At 69.5% G+C, this 24700-nt stretch carries 22 protein-coding genes and 2 pseudogenes; 12 read left to right on the top strand and 12 right to left on the bottom strand.

From position 1 onward, the window contains the following. Window positions 1–24 precede the first annotated feature (24 nt). Window positions 25–2052: an APC family permease gene (locus VGR06_RS08880; RefSeq protein WP_327558498.1), complete on the bottom strand. Its 2028-nt coding sequence runs from the start codon at window positions 2050–2052 to the stop codon at window positions 25–27. Between the two features lie 165 nt (window positions 2053–2217). Here VGR06_RS08880 and VGR06_RS08875 point away from each other — a divergent pair, with 165 nt between their 5' ends. Continuing rightward, window positions 2218–2484 (top strand): hypothetical protein, encoded by a 267-nt coding sequence (locus VGR06_RS08875; protein ID WP_327558497.1) that lies wholly within the window; start codon window positions 2218–2220, stop codon window positions 2482–2484. Window positions 2485–2549: 65 nt separating this feature from the next. Here the strand turns inward: VGR06_RS08875 and VGR06_RS08870 are convergent, their stop codons facing one another. From VGR06_RS08870 to VGR06_RS08835, 8 genes are all read right to left on the bottom strand, one after another. After that, on the bottom strand, window positions 2550–3233 hold the full coding sequence (locus VGR06_RS08870; protein WP_327558496.1) for a response regulator: 684 nt from the start codon (window positions 3231–3233) through the stop codon (window positions 2550–2552). After that, window positions 3230–5773 (bottom strand): sensor histidine kinase, encoded by a 2544-nt coding sequence (locus VGR06_RS08865; protein ID WP_327558495.1) that lies wholly within the window; start codon window positions 5771–5773, stop codon window positions 3230–3232. Before VGR06_RS08865 ends, VGR06_RS08870 begins: the two co-directional genes overlap by 4 nt. Window positions 5774–5786: 13 nt before the next feature. Next, window positions 5787–6470, bottom strand: coding sequence for a response regulator (locus VGR06_RS08860; protein WP_327558494.1), 684 nt, complete (start codon window positions 6468–6470; stop codon window positions 5787–5789). Window positions 6471–6479: 9 nt separating this feature from the next. Further along, window positions 6480–7097, bottom strand: coding sequence for a K(+)-transporting ATPase subunit C (gene kdpC, locus VGR06_RS08855; RefSeq protein ID WP_327558493.1), 618 nt, complete (start codon window positions 7095–7097; stop codon window positions 6480–6482). A 2-nt stretch (window positions 7098–7099) separates the two neighbouring features. Next, window positions 7100–9196: a potassium-transporting ATPase subunit KdpB gene (gene kdpB / locus VGR06_RS08850; RefSeq protein ID WP_327558492.1), complete on the bottom strand. Its 2097-nt coding sequence runs from the start codon at window positions 9194–9196 to the stop codon at window positions 7100–7102. After that, complete coding sequence (kdpA, locus tag VGR06_RS08845) at window positions 9193–10857, bottom strand: potassium-transporting ATPase subunit KdpA (RefSeq protein WP_327558491.1); 1665 nt, start codon at window positions 10855–10857, stop codon at window positions 9193–9195. Before kdpA ends, kdpB begins: the two co-directional genes overlap by 4 nt. Beyond that, the gene (gene kdpF, locus VGR06_RS08840; RefSeq protein WP_327558490.1) at window positions 10857–10958 is read right to left on the bottom strand and encodes a K(+)-transporting ATPase subunit F; all 102 of its coding nucleotides are present in this window, start codon (window positions 10956–10958) and stop codon (window positions 10857–10859) included. The genes kdpA and kdpF overlap by 1 nt, the downstream gene beginning before the upstream one ends. A 64-nt stretch (window positions 10959–11022) precedes the next feature. Further along, entirely contained in the window at window positions 11023–11175 is a 153-nt protein-coding gene (locus VGR06_RS08835; RefSeq protein WP_327558489.1) for a hypothetical protein, read from the bottom strand. A gap of 170 nt (window positions 11176–11345) precedes the next feature. Between VGR06_RS08835 and VGR06_RS08830 the strand changes: the two genes are divergently transcribed. From VGR06_RS08830 to VGR06_RS08805, 6 genes and pseudogenes are all read left to right on the top strand, one after another. Beyond that, window positions 11346–11807, top strand: coding sequence for a hypothetical protein (locus VGR06_RS08830; protein WP_327558488.1), 462 nt, complete (start codon window positions 11346–11348; stop codon window positions 11805–11807). Between the two features lie 192 nt (window positions 11808–11999). Next, window positions 12000–12329 (top strand): PadR family transcriptional regulator, encoded by a 330-nt coding sequence (locus VGR06_RS08825; RefSeq protein WP_327558487.1) that lies wholly within the window; start codon window positions 12000–12002, stop codon window positions 12327–12329. Further along, window positions 12326–12715 (top strand): DUF1048 domain-containing protein, encoded by a 390-nt coding sequence (locus VGR06_RS08820; RefSeq protein WP_327558486.1) that lies wholly within the window; start codon window positions 12326–12328, stop codon window positions 12713–12715. Before VGR06_RS08825 ends, VGR06_RS08820 begins: the two co-directional genes overlap by 4 nt. Beyond that, a pseudogene (locus VGR06_RS08815) lies at window positions 12715–13114 on the top strand (ATP-binding cassette domain-containing protein); the annotation flags it as partial. The gene VGR06_RS08820 and the pseudogene VGR06_RS08815, both read left to right, overlap by 1 nt. Before the next feature lie 17 nt (window positions 13115–13131). After that, window positions 13132–13636 (top strand): annotated as a pseudogene (locus VGR06_RS08810) (ABC transporter permease); the annotation flags it as partial. A gap of 126 nt (window positions 13637–13762) precedes the next feature. After that, window positions 13763–14083: a hypothetical protein gene (locus tag VGR06_RS08805; protein ID WP_327558485.1), complete on the top strand. Its 321-nt coding sequence runs from the start codon at window positions 13763–13765 to the stop codon at window positions 14081–14083. 23 nt (window positions 14084–14106) lie between these two features. On the opposite strand, the gene VGR06_RS08800 is transcribed toward VGR06_RS08805, so the two are convergent. Further along, complete coding sequence (locus tag VGR06_RS08800; RefSeq protein WP_327558484.1) at window positions 14107–14928, bottom strand: S1 family peptidase; 822 nt, start codon at window positions 14926–14928, stop codon at window positions 14107–14109. A gap of 130 nt (window positions 14929–15058) precedes the next feature. On the opposite strand from VGR06_RS08800, the gene VGR06_RS08795 reads away from it, so the two are divergent. After that, window positions 15059–17719, top strand: a complete 2661-nt coding sequence (locus tag VGR06_RS08795) for an AfsR/SARP family transcriptional regulator (RefSeq protein ID WP_327558483.1) — start codon at window positions 15059–15061, stop codon at window positions 17717–17719. A gap of 69 nt (window positions 17720–17788) precedes the next feature. On the opposite strand, the gene VGR06_RS08790 is transcribed toward VGR06_RS08795, so the two are convergent. After that, the gene (locus VGR06_RS08790; RefSeq protein WP_327558482.1) at window positions 17789–19141 is read right to left on the bottom strand and encodes a GH39 family glycosyl hydrolase; all 1353 of its coding nucleotides are present in this window, start codon (window positions 19139–19141) and stop codon (window positions 17789–17791) included. Between the two features lie 70 nt (window positions 19142–19211). Further along, window positions 19212–20243 (bottom strand): LacI family DNA-binding transcriptional regulator, encoded by a 1032-nt coding sequence (locus VGR06_RS08785; protein ID WP_327558506.1) that lies wholly within the window; start codon window positions 20241–20243, stop codon window positions 19212–19214. Between the two features lie 127 nt (window positions 20244–20370). On the opposite strand from VGR06_RS08785, the gene VGR06_RS08780 reads away from it, so the two are divergent. The 4 genes from VGR06_RS08780 to VGR06_RS08765 all read left to right on the top strand — a co-directional run. Then, entirely contained in the window at window positions 20371–21591 is a 1221-nt protein-coding gene (locus tag VGR06_RS08780) for a sugar ABC transporter substrate-binding protein (RefSeq protein WP_327558481.1), read from the top strand. 5 nt (window positions 21592–21596) lie between these two features. Further along, window positions 21597–22553 carry a sugar ABC transporter permease gene (locus VGR06_RS08775; RefSeq protein WP_327558480.1) on the top strand — a complete coding sequence of 319 codons (957 nt, stop codon included), beginning with the start codon at window positions 21597–21599 and terminating at the stop codon, window positions 22551–22553. A 145-nt stretch (window positions 22554–22698) separates the two neighbouring features. After that, window positions 22699–23508 carry a carbohydrate ABC transporter permease gene (locus tag VGR06_RS08770; RefSeq protein ID WP_327558479.1) on the top strand — a complete coding sequence of 270 codons (810 nt, stop codon included), beginning with the start codon at window positions 22699–22701 and terminating at the stop codon, window positions 23506–23508. A 13-nt stretch (window positions 23509–23521) separates the two neighbouring features. Beyond that, window positions 23522–24700 (top strand): MGH1-like glycoside hydrolase domain-containing protein (locus tag VGR06_RS08765; protein ID WP_327558478.1); only part of this gene is annotated, 1179 nt, incomplete at its 3' end.

The following is a 24700-nucleotide window of genomic DNA, read 5'->3' as shown; positions in this document are numbered from 1 at the left end:
ATGTCGTGCGCCGGTGGCCGATGGTCAGCGCGGTGGTGGGGATGTGTTGGTTGGGGTGGGGTGGTGGGTGATGCCGCGGCGGATTTCGCCGGGGGTGTGGTCGGTGCGTTCGAGGTTGCGGTGGGTGGTGGAGTCGAGTTGCCAGGGGACGCTGGTGACCATGACGGCGGGTTCGAAGAGGAGGCGGCCTTTGAGGCGGAGGGCGCTTTGGTTGTGGAGGAGGTTTTCCCACCAGCGGCCGACGACGTATTCGGGGATGTAGACGCAGATGACGTCGCGGGGGCTTTCGCGGCGGAGGTTTTTGACGTAGGTGATGATGGGGCGGGTGATTTCGCGGTAGGGGGATTCGAGGACTTTGAGGGGGATTTTGGGGTTGTGGGTGTCCCATTCTTTTTGGAGGGCGCGGGTTTCGTTGTCGTCGATGTTGACGGTGATGGCGGTGAGGGTGTCGGGGCGGGTGGCGCGGGCGAAGGCGAGGGCGCGGAGGGTGGGTTTGTGGAGGGTGGAGACGAGGACGAGGGCGTGCACGCGGCTGGGGAGGGTTTCGCTGCCGGTGTCGGGGCGCAGTTCCGCGCGGACGCGGTCGTAGTGGCGGTGAATGGCGCGCATCATGAGCCAGAGCAGGGGGATGGCGATGACGACGAGGTAGGCGCCGTGGGTGAACTTGGTGGCCATGACGATGACCAGGACCACGCCGGTGAAGGTGGCGCCGAGGGCGTTGATGATGCGGGAGCGGTGGATGCGCAGCCGCTCGGCTGGAGATTCCACATGGGATAGTTCGCGGTTCCAGTGGCGGACCATGCCGGCCTGGCAGAGGGTGAAGGAGGTGAAGACGCCGACGATGTAGAGCTGGATGAGGCGGGTGGTGGAGCCGTCGAAGGCGTAGATGAGGGCGCCGGCGATGGCGGCGAGCAGGATGATGCCGTTGGAGAAGGCGAGCCGGTCGCCGCGGGTGTGCAGTTGGCGGGGCAGGTAGCGGTCTTGGGCGAGGATCGAGCCGAGGAGCGGGAAGCCGTTGTAGGCGGTGTTGGCGGCCAGGATCAGGATCAGCGCGGTCGCGGCTTGGAGGTAGTAGAACAGGAAGGTGTGGTCGCCGCCGAAGACCGCCGCGGCGAGCTGGGCGATCACGGTGCGCTGGGCGTCGGAGTTGCAGTCGCCGCGGAAGCCGACGAGGTCGCAGGTGTCCTCGGCGATCTTCACATCGGCGATCATGGCGAGCAGGGTGACCCCGGCGAACATGGTGATCGCGATCAGGCCCATCGCGGTCATGGTGCGGGCGGCGTTCTGCGCCTTGGGTTTGCGGAACGCGGGCACGCCGTTGGAGATGGCCTCGACACCGGTGAGCGCGGTGCAGCCGGAGGAGAACGCACGCAGTACCAGCAGGATGAGCGCCATTGTGGACAGTCCGACCTGCTCCGGCCGGATGTCGTACGCCGCGCTCTCGGCGACCGGCGCGTGCTCGCCCATCGTGCGCACCAGCCCGACGACGATCATGAGGTAGACGCCGGCGACGAAGGCGTAGGTGGGCACGGCGAACGCGCGGCCGGACTCGCGGACGCCGCGCAGGTTCATCGCGGTGAGGAACACGATGAACCCGAGGTTGATGGCCACGCGGTGCGGGTTGAGCTCGGGCACCGCGGAGATGATGTTGTCCACGCCGGCGGCCACGGAGACCGCGACGGTCATGATGTAGTCGACCAGCAGGGCGCCGGCTACGACGAGCCCGGCGGAGCGGCCGAGGTTGCGGGAGGCGACCTCGTAGGAGCCGCCACCGGACGGGTAGGCGCGCACGACCTGGCGGTAGGAGATCACCACGACGGCCAGCAGGACCACGACGCCGAGCCCGACCCAGGGCGCGAGGTGCAGGTAGGCCAGGCCGCCCAGGGTCAGGATGAGCAGGATTTCCTGGGTGGCGTAGGCGACCGAGGACAGCGGGTCGCTGGCGAAGATCGGTAGGGCGATCCGTTTCGGTAGCAGGGTCTCGCCGAGCTTGTCGCTGCGAAAGGGCCGACCGACCACCAACCGTTTCAGCAACGCGGGGGGAGACGCCACGCCCGCGAGCGTAAGGGCGACGAGGCGTTGACTCCGTAGTCGCGGCGTAAAGATCCCATCAATAGCCGTAAGGATTGCATCAAGATTGGTCGGGGAGGTGTTGGGGCGGCATCAGGAATTCGGCACGGGTCGCGGGATTCGGGTCGTTTGTTCTTAGCGTGGGGCATGTTCGTCGATCCTGACGATGAGGCGGCGGTGGTGCGGCTGGTGAGTCAGCCGTATGTGGTCGAGGTGCTCGACGCGCTGTCCACCCGGCCGTGGACTCGGCAGCAGTTGGGTCGAATGCTGCATGTGCGCCGGTGCCGGCTGATGGTGGCGTTGCGGGCGCTCGCCGCCCATGGCGCCGTCCGCCGCCGTGACCATCAGGGCAGTTGGGACGGCGACGACCCCACGTCCACCGAGACGAGCTCACCGACACGGGCGAGGGGGTGATCGAGCTGCTGGAGCGGGTTGACGTGTGGGATGCCCTGTACCAGCGCTACCTCGACAGTGAGTGATCAGGACTCGAACCGGTAGCCGAGGCCGGGTTCGGTGATCACGTGCCGGGGATGGGCGGGGTCCGGTTCGAGTTTGCGGCGCAGTTGGGCGAAGTAGACCCGCAGGTAGTGGGTTTCGGTCTGGTAGTTGGGTCCCCAGACCTCGGCGAGCAGCTGCTTCTGCGACACGAGCCGGCCGCGGTTGCGGACCAGCAGTTCGAGCAGGCCCCATTCGGTCGGGGTGAGGTGCACGTCGGTGCCGTCGCGGCGGACCTTCTTGGCGGCGAGGTCGACGGTGAACGCGGCGGTGTCGACGACCTGTTCTTCCTCGCCGCCGGTCGTGGTGGTGGCGCGGCGGACGGCGGCGCGCAGGCGGGCGAGGAGCTCGTCCATGCCGAAGGGTTTGGTGACGTAGTCGTCGGCGCCGGCGTCGAGGGCAGCGACCTTGTCGGTGGAGCCGACGCGGGCGGACAGCACGATGATCGGCACGGTGCTCCAGCCGCGGATGCCGTCGATAACTTCTGCGCCGTCGATGTCGGGCAGCCCGAGGTCGAGGACGATCACGTCGGGTTTGGTGTCGGCGGCGGCGCGCAGCGCGGCGGCCCCGTCGTGCGCGGTGATGACCTCGTAGCCGCGGGCGGTGAGGTTGATCCGCAGGGTACGGACCAGCTGCGGTTCGTCGTCGACGACCAGCACCTTCGTCATGGCTGGCGCGCCGCGGCGACGGGCAGGGCGATGACGATGGTCAGGCCGCCGCCGGGGGTGTCCTCGGCGCGGATGCTGCCGCCCATGGCGTCGACGAAACCCTTGGCCACCGACAGGCCGAGGCCGACGCCGCTGGTGTTGTCCCGGTCGCCGAGTCGCTGGAACGGCGCGAACATCTGCTCGATGGCCTGTTTCGGCAGTCCCTTGCCGTGGTCGACGATCCGCAGCTGCACCTCGTCAGCGTAGGTACTGGCCCGCACGGCGACCGGTGACCTGTCGGCGTGGCGCAGGGCGTTGTCGATCACGTTGGCGACGACCCGTTCGAGCAGACCCTCGTCGGCCAGCACAGGTGCGAGTTGCTCGTCGACATCGACCGTCAACCGCCCGTTTCCGTCTACATGGGACAGTGCGCGGGCGACGATCTCGTCGTAGCCGACCGGTCGGAGCTGGGGTTCGACCGCGCCGGTGGCCAGGCGGGAGGAGTCGAGGAGGTTGCTCACCAGGGCGGTGAGCCGGTCGGCGGACTCCTCGATGGTCGCCTCCAACTCGATCCTGTCTTCCGTGGACAGTTCGAGGTCGGGGGCACGCAGACTGCTGACGGCGGCCTTGATGGAGGTGAGCGGGGTGCGCAGATCGTGGCCGACGGCGGAGAGCAGGGCGGTGCGCAGCTCGGTCGTGGCGGCTTTCCGTTTGGCTTCGGCGGCCTCGATCGCGGCGCGTTGGTGTCGCAGGGTGACCAGGGCCTGCCCGGCGGCGCCCTCGAGGACGGTGCGGTCGGCGGCCGGGAGAGCGCGGCCGCGCAGCGCGAGGTGCACCTCGTCGGTGACCGCGACGTCCACATCGGCCTCGTCGGGCTCGGCGCAGCCCGGGGCGCCGGCACAGGCCACCTGCTGCCACCCGCCGTCACGGCGTTCCAGGAGGGCGACCGAGGTCATGCCGAAGTTCTCGCGCACCTTGTCCAGCAGCCGGTCCAGCGGTTTGGGGTGGGTGAGCATGGTGCGCGCGTAGGAGGCGAGCAGCGCTGCTTCCGTACGGGCGCGGGCGGCCTGCTCGGCGCGGCGGGCGGCGCGGTGGACGACCAGCGCGACCAGTACGGCGACGATGAGCATGGCGATCAGGGTGATCACGTTCTCGACGTCGGCCACGAGCAGGGTGTAGTAGGGCTCGGTGAAGAAGAAGTTCAGCAACCCGGCCGACAGGAACGCCGCGGCGACGGCCGGGCCGAGCCCGCCGAGCAGGGCGACCAGGACGACGACGAGGAAGTAGCCGACGACGTCGGTGGACAGGCTCACGTGGGGGCGCAGCAGGAGCCCGAGGACGGTCATGATCGCTGGGCCGATCACGGCCAGCGCCCAGCCGGCGAGTCGCCGCGACAGGCTGAATGCGCTGTGGCCGAGGTGGATTCGCCAGCCGCGGCCGGCCTCGTCGTGGGTGACCATGTGCACGTCGATGGGGCCGGAGGCCTGCACGACGGCGGAGCCGACGCCTTCGTCGAGCAGCCGGGCCCAGCGGGAGCGGCGGGAAGTGCCGAGGACGAGCTGGGTGGCGTTGACGCCGCGGGCGAAGTCGAGCAGGGCGGTGGGCACGTCGTCGCCGACCACGGTATGGAAGGTGGCGCCGACGCTGTCGGCGAGCGCGCGGAGCTTGGCCACGGTGTCGGGTCCCGCACCGGCCAGTCCGTCGCCGCGCAGGACGTGCAGCACCAGCAGCTCGCCGCCGGCCCGGGCGGCGATGCGGCGCGCCCGGCGGATGAGGGTTTCGCTTTCCGGGCCGCCGGTGATCGCGACCACGACGCGTTCGCGGGCTTCCCAGGTGTCGGTGATCTCCTTTTCGGCACGGTAGCGCTGCAGGGCGACGTCGACCTGGTCGGCCACCCACAGCAGGGCGAGCTCGCGCAGCGCGGTCAGGTTGCCCGGCCGGAAGTAGTTGGCCAGGGCGGCGTCGACGCGGTGGGCGGGGTAGACGTTGCCGTGCGCCAGCCTTCGCCGCAGCGCCTCGGGGGTGATGTCGACCAGCTCGATCTGCTCGGCCCGGCGGACGACCTCGTCCGGGACGGTCTCGTGCTGGTGCGCGCCGGTGATCCGCTCCACCACGTCGTTGAGCGACTCGAGATGCTGGATGTTCACCGTGGACAGCACGTCGATGCCGGCGTCGAGCAGCTCCTCGATGTCCTGCCAGCGCTTCGGGTTGCGCGAGCCCGGAATGTTGGTGTGGGCGAGCTCGTCGACGATGGCGACCTCGGGTTTGCGGGCGAGCACGGCGTCAAGGTCCATCTCGGTGAACTCGTGCCCCCGGTACATCAGGTGCTTGCGGGGTACGACCTCCAGGCCCTCGATCAGAGCGGCGGTCTTGGCCCGGCCGTGCGTTTCGACGAACCCGACCACGATGTCCGTGCCGCGTTCGAGCCGGCGATGCGCCTCGCCGAGCATGGCGTAGGTCTTGCCCACGCCGGGCGCGGCGCCGAGGTAGATCCGCAGCTCACCGCGGCGGGTCAGGCCCGGCCGCGCCGGTGCGGCCGAGGGGGCGTTGTCGGTGCTCACCGGTCCAGTGTCCTCAGGGTTCGAATCGGTAGCCCATGCCGGCCTCGGTGATGAGGTAGCGGGGTCGGGAGGGATCGGGTTCGAGCTTGCGGCGCAGCTGGGCCAGGTAGACCCGCAGGTAGTGGGTTTGACCCTGGTGCTCCGGTCCCCAGATGTCGTGCAGGAGCTGCTTCTGGGCGACCAGGCGCCCGCGGTTGCGCACCAGCGACTCCAGCAGGCCCCATTCGGTCGGGGTGAGGTGCACGTCGGTGCCGTCCCGGTGCACCTTCTTCGCCGCGACGTCGATGGTGAAATGCTCGGTCCGCACCACCGGCTCCACCCCGGCCGCGGCGAGCGTGGTCGCCCGGCGCACGGCGGCCCGGAGCCGGGCGAGCAACTCGTCCATGCCGAACGGCTTGGTGATGTAGTCGTCGGCGCCGGCGTCGAGGGCTTCGACCTTGTCACTGGAGTCGGTGCGCGCGGACAGCACGATGATCGGGACCGTGCTCCACCGCCGCAGCCGCTCGATCACCGCGACGCCGTGCAGATCCGGCAGGCCGAGGTCGAGCACCACCACGTCCGGTTTGGCTTCCCCGGCCGCACGCAACGCCGAGGCGCCATCCTGGGCGATGATCACCTGGAAGCCACGGGCGGTCAGGTTGATCCGCAACGTCCGGGCGATGTGCGGCTCGTCGTCGACAACCAGCACCGTGCTCACTGCGCCGCCTCAGTGCTTGGCCGTTAGCACGGCGAGGTTGAGCTCGAGCACGTTCACCCCTGGATCGCCGAGGAAACCGAGCCCGCGGCCCTCGGTCGTCTCCTGGACCAACTCCCGGACCTGCTGTTCGGACAGGCCGGTCTCCCGCGCCACCCGGGACACCTGCAGCTCGGCGTAGGCCGGGCTGATGTCCGGATCCAGCCCGGATGCCGAAGCGGTCACCGCGTCGGCCGGGACCCGCGAAGGGTCCACGCCCTCACGCCGGGCGATGAGGTCCTTGCGCTGCTGGATGACGGCGACCAGATCCTGGTTGAAGGCGCCCTTGTTGGAGCCGCCGGAGGTGGTGGCGTCGGCCGGGCCGAGCCCGAGCTGGTCGGACGCGGTGGCCGAGGGGCGATTGTGGAACCACGGGTCGTGGTTCGGGTCCGTGGCGACGGGGTCGATGCCGATCAGGTCGGAGCCAGCGGCCTGGCCGTTGGCGGTGACGATGGAGCCTTCCGCGTTGCTCCGCAGGCCGGGGATCCGGCTGACCGCCCAGACGCCGAGCGGGTAGAGGATGCCGGTGATGACGGTCAGGACGAGCAGCACCCGCAGCCCGGCCAGACTCTGTTTGACGAGACTGCGCATGGTCACATTCCTGGGATGAGTCGGACGAGCAGGTCGACGAGCCAGATGCCGGCGAACGGCACGATGATCCCACCGATGCCGTAGATCAACAGGTTGCGGCGCAACAGGTTGCGCGCGCTGGACGGCTTGTACCGCACACCCCGGAGGGCCAGCGGGATGAGCGCGATGATGATCAGCGCGTTGAAGATCACCGCGGACATGATGGCGGACTTCGGGCTGTGCAGGGCCATGATGTTGAGCTTGTCCAGCTGTGGGTAGATGGCGCTGAACATGGCGGGCAGGATGGCGAAGTACTTGGCGAGGTCGTTGGCCACACTGAAGGTGGTGAGCGCGCCGCGGGTGATCAGCAGTTGCTTGCCGATCTCGACGATCTCGATCAGCTTGGTGGGGTCGGAGTCGAGGTCGACCATGTTGCCGGCTTCCTTGGCGGCCATGGTTCCTGAGTTCATTGCGACGCCGACGTCGGACTGGGCGAGGGCGGGGGCGTCGTTGGTGCCGTCGCCGGTCATCGCGACGAGCCGGCCGCCCTCCTGCTCCTTGCGGATGAGGGCCATCTTGTCCTCGGGGGTGGCCTCGGCGAGGTAGTCGTCCACTCCGGACTCGTCGGCGATCGCCTTGGCGGTCAGCGGGTTGTCGCCGGTGATCATGACGGTGCGGATGCCCATCTTGCGTAGCTCGGCGAATCGGTCCCGCATCTGTGGTTTGACCACATCGGACAGTCGGATCACGCCGTGCACTGCCGCGGTGCCACCCCGGCGTTCGGCTACCACGAGCGGGGTGCCGCCGTCCTGGCTGATCTTGTCGACGATCTGGTGCACCTCGGCCGGCACGGTCCCGCCGTGCTCCTCGACCCAGGTGCGCACCGCGCTCGCCGCGCCCTTGCGCACCAGGCGGCCATCGAGGTCGATGCCGCTCATCCGGGTCTGCGCGGTGAACGGCACGAACTCCGCGGTGCCCTCATCCTCGGTGGACTCGGTGGCCAGGCCGTGTTTCCTGCCGCACAGGTCGACGATGCTGCGCCCCTCGGGCGTCTCGTCGGCCAGGCTGGACAGCCGCGCGGCGCTGGCAAGGTCCGCGACAGTGGCGGTGCCGACCGGGATGAGCTCGGTGGCCTGCCGGTTGCCGAAGGTGATGGTGCCGGTCTTGTCCAGCAGCAGCGTGGACACGTCGCCGGCGGCCTCGACCGCACGGCCGGACGTGGCCAGCACGTTGCGTTGCACCAGCCGGTCCATGCCGGCCATGCCGATCGCGCTGAGCAGCGCGCCGATCGTGGTGGGGATCAGGCACACGAGCAGGGCGGTCAGCACGATCACCGACTGCAGGCCGCCCGAGTACCGGGCAACCGGTTGCAGCGACACGACGGCGAGCAGGAAGATGATCGTCAGCGTGGCCAGCAGGATGGTCAGCGCGATCTCGTTGGGTGTCTTCTGCCGCTCGGCGCCCTCCACCAACGCGATCATTCTGTCCACGAAGGACTCGCCCGGTTTGGTGGTGATGCGCACGACGATCCGGTCGGACAGTACGGTGGTGCCGCCGGTGACCGACGAGAAGTCCCCGCCCGATTCGCGGATCACCGGGGCGGATTCGCCGGTGATGGCCGACTCGTCCACGGTGGCGATGCCCTCGACCACGTCGCCGTCGCCGGGGATCAACTCGCCGGCCTCGACCACGACCAGGTCGCCGATGCGCAGCTCGACACCGGGCACGCGTTCCTCGTCGCCGTCCTCGTTGAGCCGGCGGGCGATGGTCTCCTTCTTGGTGCGCCGCAACGTTTCCGCCTGCGCCTTGCCCCGGCCCTCGGCGACCGCCTCGGCCAGGTTGGCGAACAGCACGGTGAACCACAGCCACAGCGCGACCCCGATGGTGAACACGCTCGGCTCGCCGACGGCGAACACGGTGGAGAGCACCGACCCGACCCAGACCACGAACATGACCGGGTTCTTCAGCTGGGTCTTCGGGTTCAGCTTGCGCAGCGCGTCCGGTAACGACCGCACCAGTTGGCGCGGGCTGAACACCCCGGCGGCGATCCGCCCGGTCTTCTCGGCGTGGTGCTGCTGCGCCTGCAGCGGCGTACGGTCCTTGATGGTGGTGACAGTCATGCCGCGAGAGCCTCCGCGATCGGACCAAGAGCAAGGGCGGGAACGAAGGTGAGGGCGGCGACCAGCACGATGGTGCCGGTCAGCATCGCCGGGAACAGGGCGCCGGTGGTGGGCAGCGTGCCCGCGGTCTCCGGGACCTTCTTCTGCTCGGCCAGGGAACCCGCCAGGCACAGCACCGCGAGGATGGGGATGAACCGGCCGAGCAGCATGCACAAGCCCAGGCTGGATTGGAACCAGCCGTTGGTCACGGTGATGCCGGCGAAGGCACTGCCGTTGTTGTTCGACGCCGAGGTGTAGGCGTAGAACACCTCGGACCAGCCGTGCAGGCCGGAGTTGGCTATCGCGGACGCCGAGCTGGGTAGCATGATCGCGATACCCGAGCCGATCAGCACGACGGTCGGCATGGCCAGGATCGCGATCGCCGCCGTGGTCACCTCCCGGCGCCCCAGCTTCTTGCCCAGATACTCCGGGGTCCGGCCGACCATCAGCCCGGCCAGGAACATCGTGATGATCGCGAGCACCAGAATGCTGTACAGCCCGGTGCCCACCCCACCCGGCGTCATCTCCCCGAACAGCATGTTCAGGATCACCCCGCCCCCGCCGAGTCCGGAGAAGCTGTCGTGCATGGAGTTCACCGCGCCGGTGGAGGTGCCGGTGGTGCTGTCGGCCCACAAGGCTGAACCGGCGATGCCGAACCGGACCTCCTTGCCCTCCATGGACCCGCCGGCCAGCAGCGCCGCCGGCCCGTTGGGATGTGCCTCGGCCCACCAGATCACCGCGAGCATGGCGCCCCACAGGACTGCCATGACCGACAGCAGCGTGTAGCCCTGTTTCTTGTTCCCGACGAGCTGGCCGAACGTCCGGGTCAGCGCGACGGGAATGACCAGGATCAGGAAGTTCGTGATCAGATTGGTCCAGGCGTTGGGGTTCTCGAAGGGATGGGCGGAGTTGGCGTTGAAGATGCCGCCGCCGTTGGTGCCCAGCTCCTTGATGACCTCCTGGCTCGCGGTCGGCGCGAGCGCGATCCGGTTGCCCTGCCCGTCCACAGTGGTCACGTCCACACCGGACTTGAGACTCTGGATCATGCCCAGGGCGATCAGGACGATGGCGAACACGAACGAGATCGGCAGCAGGATCCGGATCGTGCCACGGGTCAGGTCCACCCAGAAGTTGCCCAGCCGGTCGGTTCTTGCCCGGACGAACCCGCGGATGAGCGCGATCGCCACTGCCAGGCCCGCGGCGGCGGACAGGAAGTTCTGCACGGTCAGCCCGACCATTTGGACGGTGTGTCCCATCACCTTCTCGGGGATGTAGGACTGCCAGTTGGTGTTGGTGACGAAGCTGACCGCGGTGTTGAACGCGATCCCCGGCTCCACCGCACCCCGCCCGAGGTTGAACGGCAGAACCGCCTGCAGCCGCTGCAGCAGGTACAGCAAGATGACCGACACCGCCGAGAAGCCCAGCACCGCCGAGGCGTAGGTCTTCCAGTGCTGCTCGGAACCCGGGTCGACCCGCACCACCCGGTAGATCGCCCGCTCGATCCGCAGATGCCTGGTACTGGTGAACACCCGGGCCATGTAGTCCCCCAACGGCTTATAGGCCACGGCGAGGAGCACGACGAGCAGGCCGACCTGGAGCAGGCCGGCGGCAGTAGGCGACATCAGAACTTCCCCGGCTTCACCAGCGCCACGAACAGATAGACGATCAAGGCCAGGGCCAGCGCCCCGCCGACCACATTCGCCACCACACCGGTGCCGCTCATGGCGTCGCCTCGCAAGCTCGGCGGACGCCCGACGCCAGTGTCAACGGTTCGCCCGCAAGCTCGCTCACAGCCGCTCCAGTCCGCGCCACGTCAGCACGAGCACCAGGAATCCGGCGACAAACACCACGGCGTAGGCCAGATCGGCCATCGGCGGTGCTCCCCTTTCCAGCAGACAGGGCCGCCCCGATGGCGGCCCTTGGGTCATCCAGACGAGCATGCCCCGGCCTGCGCCGCACCTTGAGCCACCCTGACGGGACCTTGACGCACGGACCGAGAAGATTTACGCGACGTTGACGGCATCAAGAAGGCATCAAGGTTTCCGGCTCGACCGTTGGGATCCCGACAAGAGCCCTACAGGTGCGCCGGCCAGCCAGGTGCACTGGTGCCGTGCACCGACCACGCGTCTGTCTGCCACCGGTTCCGGCTGGCATCGGGTTCCCGCTGGGCTTCCTCGCCGCGGTCGTCGCGGCCACGGCCGCGGTCGGCGGCGGAGCCACCGCCCACCCGGATCTGGCGTTGGTCGCCCTCATCGGCGTCGTCGTGGCGATCGCCGCCGTCAGCACGCTCGGCGCCACCCTGGGCACCGCCGCCGTCAGCTGGGCACTGCAGGCCGGGTTCGTCCTCGGCCGGCACGGCGACCTCGCGCTCACGACGCGCGCGCTGCGCGACGCGATCATCCTTGCCGCCGCCGCGCTGCTCGCCGCTGTCGTCACCGCGCTGATCCGGGCAATGCGCCACCGGCTACGCGCCACGGCCGTCACCATCCCGACCCCGCGGTCCGCGTCGGCGCCGCGGAATCCCCCGACGACCAACGCACCTGCCGACTCGGCCGCCGCAACGAACCTCTGACCTATCGTTCTGTTGATCAAGTGGTTGCCGGTTGGTCGGAGAGTCTTGAAGCGTGCCGAGTTCTGAGATCTCTGCCTTCAGGCGACCAGGGCCGACACCTCCCCGCCACCGAATGGGCCTTGCGCCGACGCTATTCAGCGTTACTATGTACCGGTACTCAGCAACACTGAGTACTCGGAGGAGGCGTGTTCCGTGGGTAAGCAGATGACCGAGATGCTCAAGGGCGTGCTGGAGGGCATCGTCCTGGCGATTCTGTCCGTGCGGTCTGCGTACGGCTACGAGATCACGGCGTGGCTGCGCGATCAGGGCTTCTCCGACATCGCCGAGGGCACCGTCTACGCGCTGCTGGTCAGGGTCGAGCAGCGCGGCTTCGTCGACGTGGAGAAGGTCCCGTCCGAGAAGGGGCCGCCGCGCAAGGTGTATTCGCTCAACGCCCAGGGGCGGGAATGCCTCGAAGAGTTCTGGAGGACCTGGAGCTTCCTCGCGGAACGGCTCGAACAGCTCCACAAAGGAGGCAGATGACCATGTCCGACACAGAAAGGGGCGGCTTCATCGCAAAGGTGATCGGCCCCAAACGGCAGTGGCGGGAGTACAAGGCGCGCGGGCGACAACTTCCCGTCAGCTATCGCATGGCGCTCGATGCGCTGGAGCGGTACCTGAACTATTACGGGGGGACGGGGGGCGACGGGACTGCGCTTTACGGAGATCTCATCGACCTGTTCGAACAGAGCGCGGCGAGTGGAACTCCGGTCCGCGAGATCGTCGGGGAGGACCCGGTGGAGTTCATCGAGACGTTCGTCCGGAACTATCCGAAGGGTCGGTGGATCATCCGCGAGCGGGAACGGTTGATCAGGGGTATCGAACGCGCTGAGGCAGAAGACACCGGAAAGGAAAAGGGGACGGTCTGATGCCGACACAGCAGGTCCCGGCGATCCACGTGCAGGGCCTGGAGAAGTCGTACGGGAAGCTGCCTGTGCTGCACGGTGTGGACTTCGGCGTGGCGCGGGGCAGCATCTTCGCCCCGCTCGGCTCGAACGGGCGGGTAGGACCATGGTCGTGAACATCCTGTCCACGCTGCTCAAGGTGGACGCGGGGACCGCAAGCGTCAACGGCTTCGATGTCGCCACGCAGGCCGCCGACGTGCGGAAGGCCATCAGCCTCACCGGACAGTTCGCGGCCGTCGACGAGATCCTCAGCGGACGGGAGAACCTCGTGCTCGTCGCCCGGTTGCGGCACCTGAAGCGTCCGGCACGATCGCGGATGGTCTGCTGGAGCGTTTCTCGCTGACCGACACGGCCGCGCGGAAGCAGCGTGGGCACCATTCATCACGACCGCGATCATGCAGGGCGCCGTGGTGCTGTCGTTCGTCTACGTGTTCGGCGGTGCGGTCAACACAGGGTCGGATTCCTATGTGAGCTACCTGCTGCCCGGCATCCTGCTGATCACGATCGCGTCGGGTGTCTCCTACACCGCATTCCGGCTCTTCAATGACATGAAGAGCGGGATCTTCGAGCGCATCCAGTCCTTGCCGATCGCACGGTCGGGCGCGCTGTGGGCACATGTGCTGACCTCGCTGGTCGCCAATCTGATCTCGCTCGTGAGCGTGGGCGTCGCTCTCCTCATGGGCATCCGCTCGGGGGCGGGAGTGCTGGCCTGGCTCGCGGTCGCCGGTAGCCTGATCCTGTCCACCCTGGCGTTGACGTGGCTCGCTGTGATCTCTGGTCGCTCCGCGAAGTCGGGGGAAGGCGCGGACGCGTTCTCCTACCCGCTTATCTTCCTGCCGTTCCTCAGCCCCGGCATTCGTGCCCACCGCAACGATGCCCGGCCCACACATGCAGCAGGGCCGTTTCAAGATCGCTTGAGCAGCGGCTCAGGCGGTGCTGGCCGAGACCGATGGCGTGCCGGGTGGTGCCGGAACCTCGCGGCATTCGAGTGTCCACTGTGGAGTAGATGCGATGAAAGCATCCTTCCTCACGCTGAGCGTGAGGAACGCGTCCTTCGTCGCACAACCTCGGAGCCACTGGAGTACCTCGCGTCACCACAGTCCCATCAGCAACAGCAACCACCTCGACGATCTTGAAACAGCCGTGGCACGTGCAGACCGCGCAGCCCGAGGGCAAGCCGTGGTGGCAGTGATGCGCCTGACCAGCGTGGGCTGCTTCTCCACGCTGGTCACCTTCATCGAGATGAACGGCGTGGCCGGCCCCGGCCAGTACGACCAGCGCATCGTGGTCGACCGGATCGGCATGAGCTACATCCCCGCACCGATCGGCTGACCACTCACCAGCGTTGCGAGCCGTTACCCGGAATGGCGCAGTTGCTCGATCGTGTCGTCGATCCACTGCGCCTCGACGGGAATCGAGGTGTAACCGGCGACGAGCGGGTCGGGGCTGTCGGAGCCGACGGAGAGCACCCCGGCCTGCCGGAAGCCGCCGCACGGGTCGCGGACGAGGAGCGGGCCGCCCGAGTCGCCGCGGTTGACCGTGGAGTCGTTGCCGAGGCCCACGGTGCAGATCGTCGTCGGGCCGAACGCCGGCGGGTTCACGAAGATCGTCGGGCCACACCCCGCCGCGTCGCTGAGCACCTTCTGACCGGTCTCCTGCAGCACGGTCGGCCGGGTTTCGCAGACCGGTGGGACCGGGATGTTGGTGCAGCCGAACCCGGCGATCACCACGTGCGCCCCGACGCGGGGCTCGGCGGGGGCCAGCCGGATGGTCGGACCGGATTGCGGGATGGCCAGCCGGACCAGCGCGATGTCGTCCCGGTTGTCCCCGTCGGGATCGTAGGTCTGCGGGATGGCGTGGCCGAGCGAGCCGATCTTCGGCGCGGTGGGCCAGTCCGGGATGTTGGCGCCGACCACGGCGGTGATCCCACCCTGGGGGACGCCCACGACGCAGTGCGCCGCGGTCAGGAAGATGTCCGGCGCGATGAGCGTGCCGCCGCAACGCGGGTTGTCCGGCGTGCTGGCCAGGCGCAACGAGACCATGAACCGGTACTTGCCGAAGTCGGCGTCGTGGCCGTGGTAGATCGCCTGGGCCGGGGCGACCGCCACCAGCGCGCCCACCGCGGCGAGCAGGACACCCAGGAGCACCGCTCCGACTCGGCGGGGTCGAACAGGCATGCGTTCCTCCTTGTGCGGCAACCGGTTGTCGCACAAGGGTGCGGCGCCGGCCGTCGGCGATGGTGTGGAAATCCTGAAATGGCTGCCTGGACGGCCCGCGGGGTGACAGGATCCCCTCGGGGAGACAGCGATGACGGTTGAGTTCCGGTTGCTCGGCGATGTCGCGATGTACGCCGGCGGGCAGAGTGTCGACATCGGGCACGCCCGGCAGCGCTGCGTCCTCGCCGCGCTGCTGGTGGACGCCAACCGGGTGGTTCCGGTGACGACCCTGGCGGACCGGGTGTGGGCCGGCCGCCACCCGCGGAGCGCCCGCAACGCGCTGTCCGGTTACGTGTCCCGGCTCCGGCGACTGGTCACGTCCACCGGCGGGGCGCGGCTCGTCCGGCAGCCGGGCGGCTACCTGCTCACCGTCGACCCCCTGGCGGTCGACCTGCACCGGTTCCGCCACCTGACCGCCCTGGCCCGCTCGGCACCCGACGGGACGGAGGCGCTGACGTTGCTGGCGGAGGCGTTGCGGCTGTGGCGCGGCGACGCCTTCGCCACGCTGGACACCCCGTGGCTCAACGGAATCCGCGACGCGCTCGACGCCGAGCGGCTGGCCGCCGAGCTCGACCGCAACGACCTGGCCCTCGACCGTGGCCGGCACAGCAGCCTGCTGCCCGAGCTGACCGCCAGGGCCGCCACCCACGCGCTCGACGAGCGCCTCGCCGCCCAGCTCATGCTCGCCCTCTACCGCAACGGCCGGCAGGCCGACGCCCTGCGCCACTACGAGCAGCTGCGGCTGCGCCTGGCCGAGGAGCTCGGCGCCGACCCGTGCCCGCCGGTGCGGCAACTGCACCAGCGGATACTCGCCGCGGACCCGGCCCTCACCCCGACCACCGGCGCCGGCGGTCTGGTGCCCCGCCAGCTCCCGGCGCCGCCGGCGGCGTTCACCGGACGAGCCGCCGAGCTCGACCGCCTGGACGCGATCCTGCCCGCCGACGCATCGTCCACAGTGGACATCGCGGTCGTGTCCGGGACGGCCGGCGTCGGCAAGACGGCCCTGGCTCTGCACTGGGCACACCGGGTCGCGCCGCGCTTTCCCGACGGCCAGCTCTACGTCAACCTGCGCGGCTTCGACCCCACCGGCTCGGTGCTCGACCCCGCCGAGGCCATCCGCGGCTTCCTGGACGCCTTCGCCGTGCCACCGCCGTCGATCCCGGCCGGTCTCGACGCCCAGACCGGGCTGTACCGCAGCCTGCTGGCCGGCAAGCGCGCCCTGGTCGTGCTGGACAACGCCCGCGACGTCGAGCAGGTCCGCCCGCTGCTGCCCGGCACACCCGGCTGCCTGGTCCTCGTCACCAGCCGCAACCGGCTCACCGGCCTGATCGCCGACCACGGCGCCCACCCGCTCACCCTCGACCTGCTCAGCCACACCGAGGCCCGGGACCTGCTCGCCGCCCGCGCCGGCGCCCACCGGATCGCCGAGGAACCCGCCGCGGCCAACGAGATCATCACCCGCTGCGCCCGGCTTCCGTTGGCCCTGACCATCACCGCCGCCCGGGCCGCCACGCACCCGGCGTTTCCGCTCGCGGGCCTGGCCGCCGAACTGACCAGCGCCGGCCCGCTCGCCGACCTGCGCGCGGTCTTCTCCTGGTCCTACCGGACCCTCAGCCCGGCGGCCGCCCGGCTGTTCCGGCTGCTCGGCCTGCATGTCGGGCCCGAGCTCAGCGCGCCGGCCGCCGGCAGCCTGACCGGCCTGCCGGTGGCCGAGGTGCGACCCCTGCTGACCGAGCTCGCCGACGCGCACCTGGTCACCGAGCACACCCCCGGCCGCTTCACCATGCACGACCTGCTCTACGCCTACGCGATCGAGCTGACCCAGGCCCACGACAGCGGCGCCGAGCGCCACCGGGCGACGAACCGGATGCTCGAGCACTACCTGCACACCGCGCAGGTGGCCGACCGGCTGCTGCAACCCGAAGGCAGGCCGATCCGCCTGACCCCCACCCAGGCCGGGGTGACCCCGCAGCACCTCGCCGATCACGAGCAGGCGATGAGCTGGCTCGCCGCCCAGCACCCGGCGCTGGTCGAGGCCGTTCGCCGGGCCGAGGACGCCGGGGTCGCCACCCAGGTGTCCTGGACCGTCGCGACGTTCTTCGACCGGCGGTCGCACTGGCACACCTGGGCCGCCACCGGTGACTACGACGAGGCGCACACCCACCTGTGCCGGGCGCTGGAGCTGTTCCAGGCGCGAGGTGACCACGCCGGCCGAGCCCGAACCCTGCTGGCGCTGGACTGGATCTTCGGACGGCAGGCCCGCTTCACCGAGGCGGTGGCCTACGCCCGGCAGGCCTACGAGCTGTACCGGGAAATCGGTGATCAGCTCGGGCAGGCCAAAGCCCTCAACAGCATCGGTTGGGCGGGCGCCCAGCTCGCCGACCCGGCCGCGCTCGACTCCTGCCGGCAGGCCGTCGCCCTGCACCAGCTGGTCGGCGACCAGTACGGCGAGGCCGCCAGCTGGGACTCGCTCGGCTACGCCCACCACCGCCTCGGCGCCGCGGCCGAGGCCCTCACCTGCTACCGACGGGCACTCGAACTGCACCGCACGGTCGGCCACCGCTACGACGAGGCCTACGTGCTCGTCCACATCGGCGAGGTGCACGCCGCCACCGGCGAGGACCGCCTCGCCGCCGAGACCTGGCAGGTAGCCCTCGCCATCCTCACCGAGCTCGACCACCCCGACGCCCAAGCCCTCCGCGCGAGGCTGCCGGGTCGAGATCGGGCCGAGATCGCTGTTTTGGGAGGCTGACGCTCATATTTGAGCGTAAACCTCCCAAGACGACGATCATGCAACGCTGTTCCGGTTGGGAAGGTGTTGTCAACGGGGTTGAAGGGTGATGGTGAAGGTGTCGTCGGCGTTGGTGTGCGGAAGGTTGACGGTGGTGGCGTTGTTCGTCAGCGTGGCCACGAAGTTCTGGATGGTGACCGGGCCCTGGACGGCGCCGCCGCCGTTGTAGGGAATGCGCTGGGCGATTATCCGGACCTGATTGTTCTGCACGATTCCGGTGGTGGTGTCGAGGCGTTGGAGGTTGACGGCGATGTTGCCGGTGGTGCCGCCACCGCCGACGAGGATTTTGGCCACTCCGGGAGTTTTGGTGGCGACGGCGTCGTAGGCGGGGCTGGGAGTGACGGCGACGAGCTGCCCGGTCTGCGAGGCGTAGAAACGGTAGACCCACCATTCGCCTTTGGGTTGGTACTGGCCGGCGGAGTTGTGGACGAGGAGGCCGGCGAGGTCGTTGTGCAGGTTCGCTCCGCCGGCCCAGTTGGCGCGAAGGCCGTCGGCGCCGGCTCGTTCGAGGCGGGCGAGGTACCAGGCGCCGTCGCCGGGGTTCTGCTCGTTCGGCGCCGCGTACTCGTTGATCTGGTAAGGGCGGGGGTGCGGGATGCCGCGCGGGTTGAGGGTGGCGTTGGCGGCGGCGACGTTCGCCACCGGGTCGCCGGGCAGCGCATGCCAGCTGACGATGTCGGGGACGACGTTGTTGGCGCGGACGAAATCGAGGTACTGGTTCCACCACGCGTTGGTGGTCGACGGGACGCAGGCGCAGCTGGGGCCGACGATCAGGTGGCTGGGGAATGCGGCGCGGATGCGTTGATACGTGCGCCGCCACAGTTCGAAGTACTGGGATTGGGGTCGGTTCCAGAACAGGGTGATGTTGGGTTCGTTCCAGAGGTCCCACTGGACCGGTGCGCCGGTGGCGCGGACGTCGTTGATCAGGCGGGTCAGGAAGTTGTCGTAGTCGGTCCAGTTGCCGTTGTCGCCGGGAAACCGGGAGATCGGGAAGCCGTCGGCGCCCCAGAGGTCGTGGGCGAGCAGGATGAACTGGCCGCCGAGGGATCGGGTGCGCAGGAGCTGGGCGCGGGTCGAGTTCCAGCGGCGGTCGTAGCGGCCGGACACCCAGCCGCCCGGGCTGTCGAGCTGGGCTCCGCCCGCGCGCATGAACCGGAAGTTCACGTCCCGGTAGAAGTTGTCGGGGGGTGCCGTGGCGTTCTCGGTCATGCCGTAGATCCAGCCGGAGGCCCGGTAGGTCGGGGCGCCGCCGGCGACGGAGAAGTTGACGGCGATGGACTCGTTGGCGGCCTGCGCGGGCGCCGAAAAACTGATCACGGATGCGGCGACGAGGGCGCCGGCGGCGAGGTGGCGGACGCGGCGGCGATGGGGTGCGGTGTCCACGGTGACACTCCTTGGGCAGCAGGGAACAGGCAGGGAAAGCGTTTGCCCTGGGGTTGTTTTCGGTTGTCGGTTACCGGGCCGGCGCGGGGCCGGTGCTCGCGCGCAGGGAGACCGGCGGGGTGAGCAGCAGGTGCCGGGGCGGGGCGTCGGGGGTGGCGATGCGTTCCAGGAGGAGCTCGACGGCGTGCGTACCCATCTCGGTGGGAACGTCGGCGGCGGTCAGCGGGGGCCGGAAGTCCTCGGCCCAGTGCCGGGCCACCACGCCGGCGATGGACAGGTCCCGGGGTACGGCGAGGCTGGCGCGTTCCAGGGCGCGCTGGATGCCCGGCAGCGCCGCCTCGTTGATCGTCGCGATGGCGGTGACCTCGGGGTGCTCGTCGCGCAGCTGTTCCAGGCAGGCCTCGCCGCCGGCCGGCTCGTCGGCGCAGCACAGGTCGACGGCGGTGAGGCCGCGCTGGCTGGCGGCCTCGGTGAAACCGGTCAGCGCGCGCTGGGCGGGGCCGTAGCCGGCGGCGACCAGCTCGGCCGACCGGTTGATCAGCGCGACGTGGCGGTGGCCGAGGTCGGCGAGGTGGTGCACGCACCGGGCGACGAGCGTCGCGTAGTCCAGGTCGACCCAGCAGGTGCCGTGCGGGTGGGCGGTGTGGCCGATGGTGACGAACGGCAGGCCGGTCTGGTGCAGCCGGGTGACCCGGTCGTCCTCCAGGCGGATCTCCATGAGGATGACCCCGTCGACCCGCCGGCCGCTGACGATCCGTTCGAACGACCGGTCGTGCTCCCCGCCGGAGGGTGAGAGCAGCACGTCGAGGTCGGCGCGGGCGGCGGCTTCCACGACGCTGGCGACGAAGCCGAGCTGCATGTCGGTCAGCCGGAGGCTGGCCGGCGGGATGACCAGGCCGAGGGTCCGGGTCCGGCCCTCCTTGAGCGCGCGGGCCGCGGCGTTGGGCCGGTAGCCCAGCTCGTCGATGACCGCCTGGATGCGCCGGGCGGTCGCCGCGGAGACGGTCCGCTTGCCGGTGAGCGCGTAGGAGACGGTGCTGCGGGACACACCGGCCCGGCGGGCGATCTCACCGATGTTCACCAGGAGCTCCTCACGGCGAATCGATTCGACACAAGCCTAGGTTCCCATGATGAGCGATGTCAACGATTCACTTGACGGCCGTCATCAGCGGGCTTAGGTTCGGCGAACCGATTCGACGAATCGGTTCGACTGACGGAAGGGGAAGACCGTGGAATCGTGGGCAGGGAGCCGGCGCGCGGTCGGCGTGGCGCTCGCGGCGGTGGTCGCGGTCGCGTGTTCCTCGTCGGACAACGGCTCCGGCGGCGGCACGTACACCATCTGGGACCCGTACCCGCAGTTCGACAACGCCTCGGACTGGGTGAAACTGCTCAGCCGGTGCGGCACCGACGCCGGGGTGACCGTGACCCGGACCGGCAACGACACCACGGACCTGACGAAGAAGGCGCTGCTCGCGGCGCAGCAGGGCAACTCGCCGGACGTGCTCGTCGTCGACAACCCGGTGGTGTCGACGCTGGCCGAGGCCGGCGTGCTGACCACGACCGAGGAGACGAAGCTCGACACCTCGGCGATGGCCCCGAACCTGCTGGCCGCCGGCCAGAGCGGCGGGAAGGCGTACGGGCTGCCGATCGGCGCCAACACGCTCGCCCTCTACTACAACAAGGCGGTGCTGGACGCCGCCGGCGTGACTCCGGCGTCCATCAAGGACTGGACGAGCCTGACCGCCGCCCTGGCGAAGGTCACGACCGCCGGCAAGAAGGGCATCACGTTCTCGGCCATCGGCACCGAGGAGGGCAGTTTCCAGTTCCTGCCGTGGTTCTGGGGTTCCGGCGCTCAACTGTCCACACTGGACTCTCCGGACGGGGTGGCCGCCCTGTCACTGTGGACGGAGTGGCTGACCAAGGGCTACGCACCCAACTCGGTCATCAACAACACCCAGACCACGAGCTGGCAGGAGTTCGCCACCGGCCAGTACGCGTTCGCGGAGAACGGCACCTGGCAGCTGGCCAACGCCAGGAAGGCCGGGTTCGAGTACGGCATCATCGCCATTCCCGGCCGGACCGGCGGCACCGCGCCCGCGCCGACCGGCGGTGAGTTCGTCACGATCCCGGCGCAGCAGCGGACCGACCGGTACGCCACCGCGCAGAAGCTCGTGAACTGCCTGGCCAGCAGCGACAACCTGCTGGCCACCGACACCACGCTGTCCTACATCGCGCCCACCGAGGCGGTGCAGGGCAAGCAGGTCGCCCAGAGCCCGGAGCTGAAGGTGTGGGTCGACGCGGTCAAGGCGGCCAAGGGGCGCACCGGCGACGACCTCGGCACCCGGTACCCGAGGATCTCCGAGCAGCTGTGGAAAGCGGTGCAGTCCGCCCTGTCCGGCGCGCAGACCCCGCAGGCCGCGCTCGGCCAGGCGCAGTCGGCGGCGAAGTAGCCCGCGTGGCAGTGAGAACGGCAACGCGGGCGCCGGCCCGCGCCGGGGTGGAGCCAACGCCCACCCCGGCCGTGGCCTACCGCGGCGGCCGATGGGCGGCCTGGGCGTTCCTGCTGCCGTTGGTGCTCTATCTGCTCGCGTTCTACGCGTATCCCTTGTACCGCAACCTGGAGCTGAGCCTGCGGCACTACACGGTGCGTTCGTTCGTGCAGGGTGGCGCGCCGTTCACGGGCCTGGCGAACTACCGGGCGGTCTTCGACGATCCGACGTTCGGGCCGGCGGTGGCGCACACGGTCGTGTTCACCGTCGCGTCGCTGGCCTTCCAGTTCACCATCGGTCTGGCCCTCGCGGTCTTCTTCCACCAGCATTTCCGGCTCTCCGCGACGCTTCGGGCGCTGTTCCTGGTGCCGTGGCTGCTGCCGCTGATCGTGTCGTCCTCGGCGTGGTCGTGGATGCTCAACAGCGACGCCGGCGTGGTCAACGCCGTCCTGCGGTCGGTCGGGCTCGCGCCGGTCAACTGGCTGACCTCGCCGGACTGGTCACTGGTCTCGGTGATCATCGCCAACGTCTGGATCGGCATCCCGTTCAACCTCGTCCTGCTCTACAGCGGCCTTTCCGGCATTCCAGCGCAGATTCACGAGGCCGCGGCGCTGGACGGGGCCGGCGCGTGGCAACGCTTCTGGCGCCTGACGTTCCCACTGCTGCGGCCGGTCTCCGCGATCACCCTGCTGCTCGGCCTGGTGTACACGCTCAAGGTCTTCGACATCATCTGGATCATGACCAGGGGCGGCCCCGCCGACTCCTCCACCACCCTGGCCACGTGGTCCTACCAGTTGGGGTTCGGCAGCGCGCTGCCGCGGTTCGGGCCGGGCGCCGCGGTGGGCAACCTGCTCATCGTGGCAGCGCTGGTGTTCGGGCTGGTCTACATCCGGGCGCTGCGCCGTCAAGGGGGTCCGGCATGAGCTTGCGAATGCCGGAGCGAGGGAGTTGGCCTACCGCGACGACGGTAGGCCGAGGAACGAGGTCTGCCCGAGGAGTGGTCCTGGTGACCGGCCAGCCGAGGCGACCCACGACATTGGCCAACATTCCCGAGTTGGAGAACACGGCATGAGGCGGTGGGCGAAGACCGGGGCCGGGCTGGTGCTGACCGCGTTGCTGCTCTTTCCGGTCTACTGGCTGGTCAACGTCTCGTTCACGCGCGAGCAGGACATGCGCAAGACACCCCCGGACTGGCTGCCGGTCCACGGCACGCTCGAGGGCTACCGCGCGGTCCTGCACCAGCAACTGCCCTACCTGGGTACCAGCCTGCTCGTCGGCCTCGGCACGGTCGCCCTCACGCTGGCCGTCGCCGCCCCGGCGGGCTACTCGCTGGCCACGCTGCGTCCGGCCGGCCGCGGCACGCTGAGCTTCCTGTTGCTGGTGGCGCAGATGATCCCGGGAATCGTGATGGCGATGGGGCTCTACGCCGTCTATCTCAACCTCGGCGTGCTCAACACGGTCATCGGCCTGGTCGTCGCCGACGCCACCATCGCCGTCCCGTTCGGGGTGCTCGTGTTCCAGGCGTTCATGTCCGCGATCCCCGCGGAGATCATCCAAGCGGCCACCGTGGACGGTGCCGGGCCGGTGCGCACGTTCTGGTCGGTCGTCCTTCCGGTCAGCCGCAACGCGACCGTCACGGTCGCGCTGTTCACGTTCCTGTGGGCCTGGTCGGACTTCGTCTTCGCGTCCACTGTGGATGGTGGCGGCCGGCTTCGGCCGATCACGCTCGGCATCTACCAGTACATCGGCAACAACAACCAGCAGTGGAACGCGATCATGGCGACCGCCGTCGTGGCCTCGATCCCGGCGACGATGCTGCTGGTCGTCGCCCAGCGCTTCATCGCAACGGGCATCACCGCCGGCGCCGTCACCGACTGAAAGCGATCACCACATGCGCGGCCCGGAGTTCTCGATACGGGAGATCCCGTTCAGCTTCGACGGATCCTGGTTCAACTTCTCGCCGGTGGTCGCGGAGAACAGCTACGCCGACGACATCCACCTGGTCTCCCACCAGACCGGACTGCACCCGGTGCTGCGCCTCGTGCCCCAGGCCAGGGGCGCCCGGGCGGAAACCAGCGTCACGGCCGTGCCGTCCCAGCTGACCTGGACCCACGGCGATGCCCGCATCACGTTGGCCTACGAATCGCCCGACACCGTGCGGGTCCGGGGCCACGGGCTGGGCCTGCGCATCATGGCGGCCGAACCGTCGCTGACTCCGTTCTCCGGCCCGTATTTCCTGCACGACCCGGTCGACGGCGGCTATGTGTTCACCCTGTACGAGACCGGCCGGCGCTACCGCGTCACGGTGCTGTCCGGACCAGCCACCACCACCGGCACCGGGCAACTGGGCACCACCGAACGGGCCGTCACCCTCACCGAGGCGCCATGGGAGGTGGCGATCGAGGAGTACGACGGCGCCCGCGCGCCATACCGGGTCACCCGCACCTTCGCCGAGATCGCCGCGGCCGCCGCCACCGAGTTCCACCGGTTCGCCGGCGCCGTCGCTCCCTGGCGCACCGCCGGCACACCGGCCGCCGAACTCGCGGCCTACGTCCTCTGGTCGGCCACCGTCCGCCCGGCCGGATTCCTCACCCGCCCCGCGGTGCTGATGTCCAAGCACTGGATGGACAAGGTGTGGAGCTGGGACCACTGCTTCAACGCGCTCGCTCTCGCCGGCGGGCTGCCGGCACTGGCCTGGGGCCAGTTCCAGTTGCCGTTCGACCACCAGGACGACGCCGGCGCCCTACCGGACTCGGTCGCCCATTCCGAGATCCTCTACAACTTCGTCAAACCACCCATCCACGGCTGGACCCTGCGCCGGCTCCGCCACCGAATCCCCATTGAACGGTCCGAGACCTATCACCGGCTCACCCGCTGGACGAACTTCTGGCTCAGGCACCGCCGCGTGCCCGGACACCCACTGGCCCACTACCAGCACGGCAACGACAGCGGCTGGGACAATGCCACAACCTTCGACCGCGAGCGCGTCGTGGAAGCTCCCGACCTGGCCGCCTTCCTCGTTCTGCAAATGCGCGAACTGGCAGAGCTCGCAGGGCAGCTCGGCCACAAC

The organism is Actinophytocola sp. (genome assembly GCF_036002505.1).
In the GTDB taxonomy this organism is placed as follows: domain Bacteria; phylum Actinomycetota; class Actinomycetes; order Mycobacteriales; family Pseudonocardiaceae; genus DASYTH01.
The sequence above is the reverse complement of the archived record's forward strand: the minus strand, read 5'-3'. Positions and strand labels throughout refer to the sequence as shown.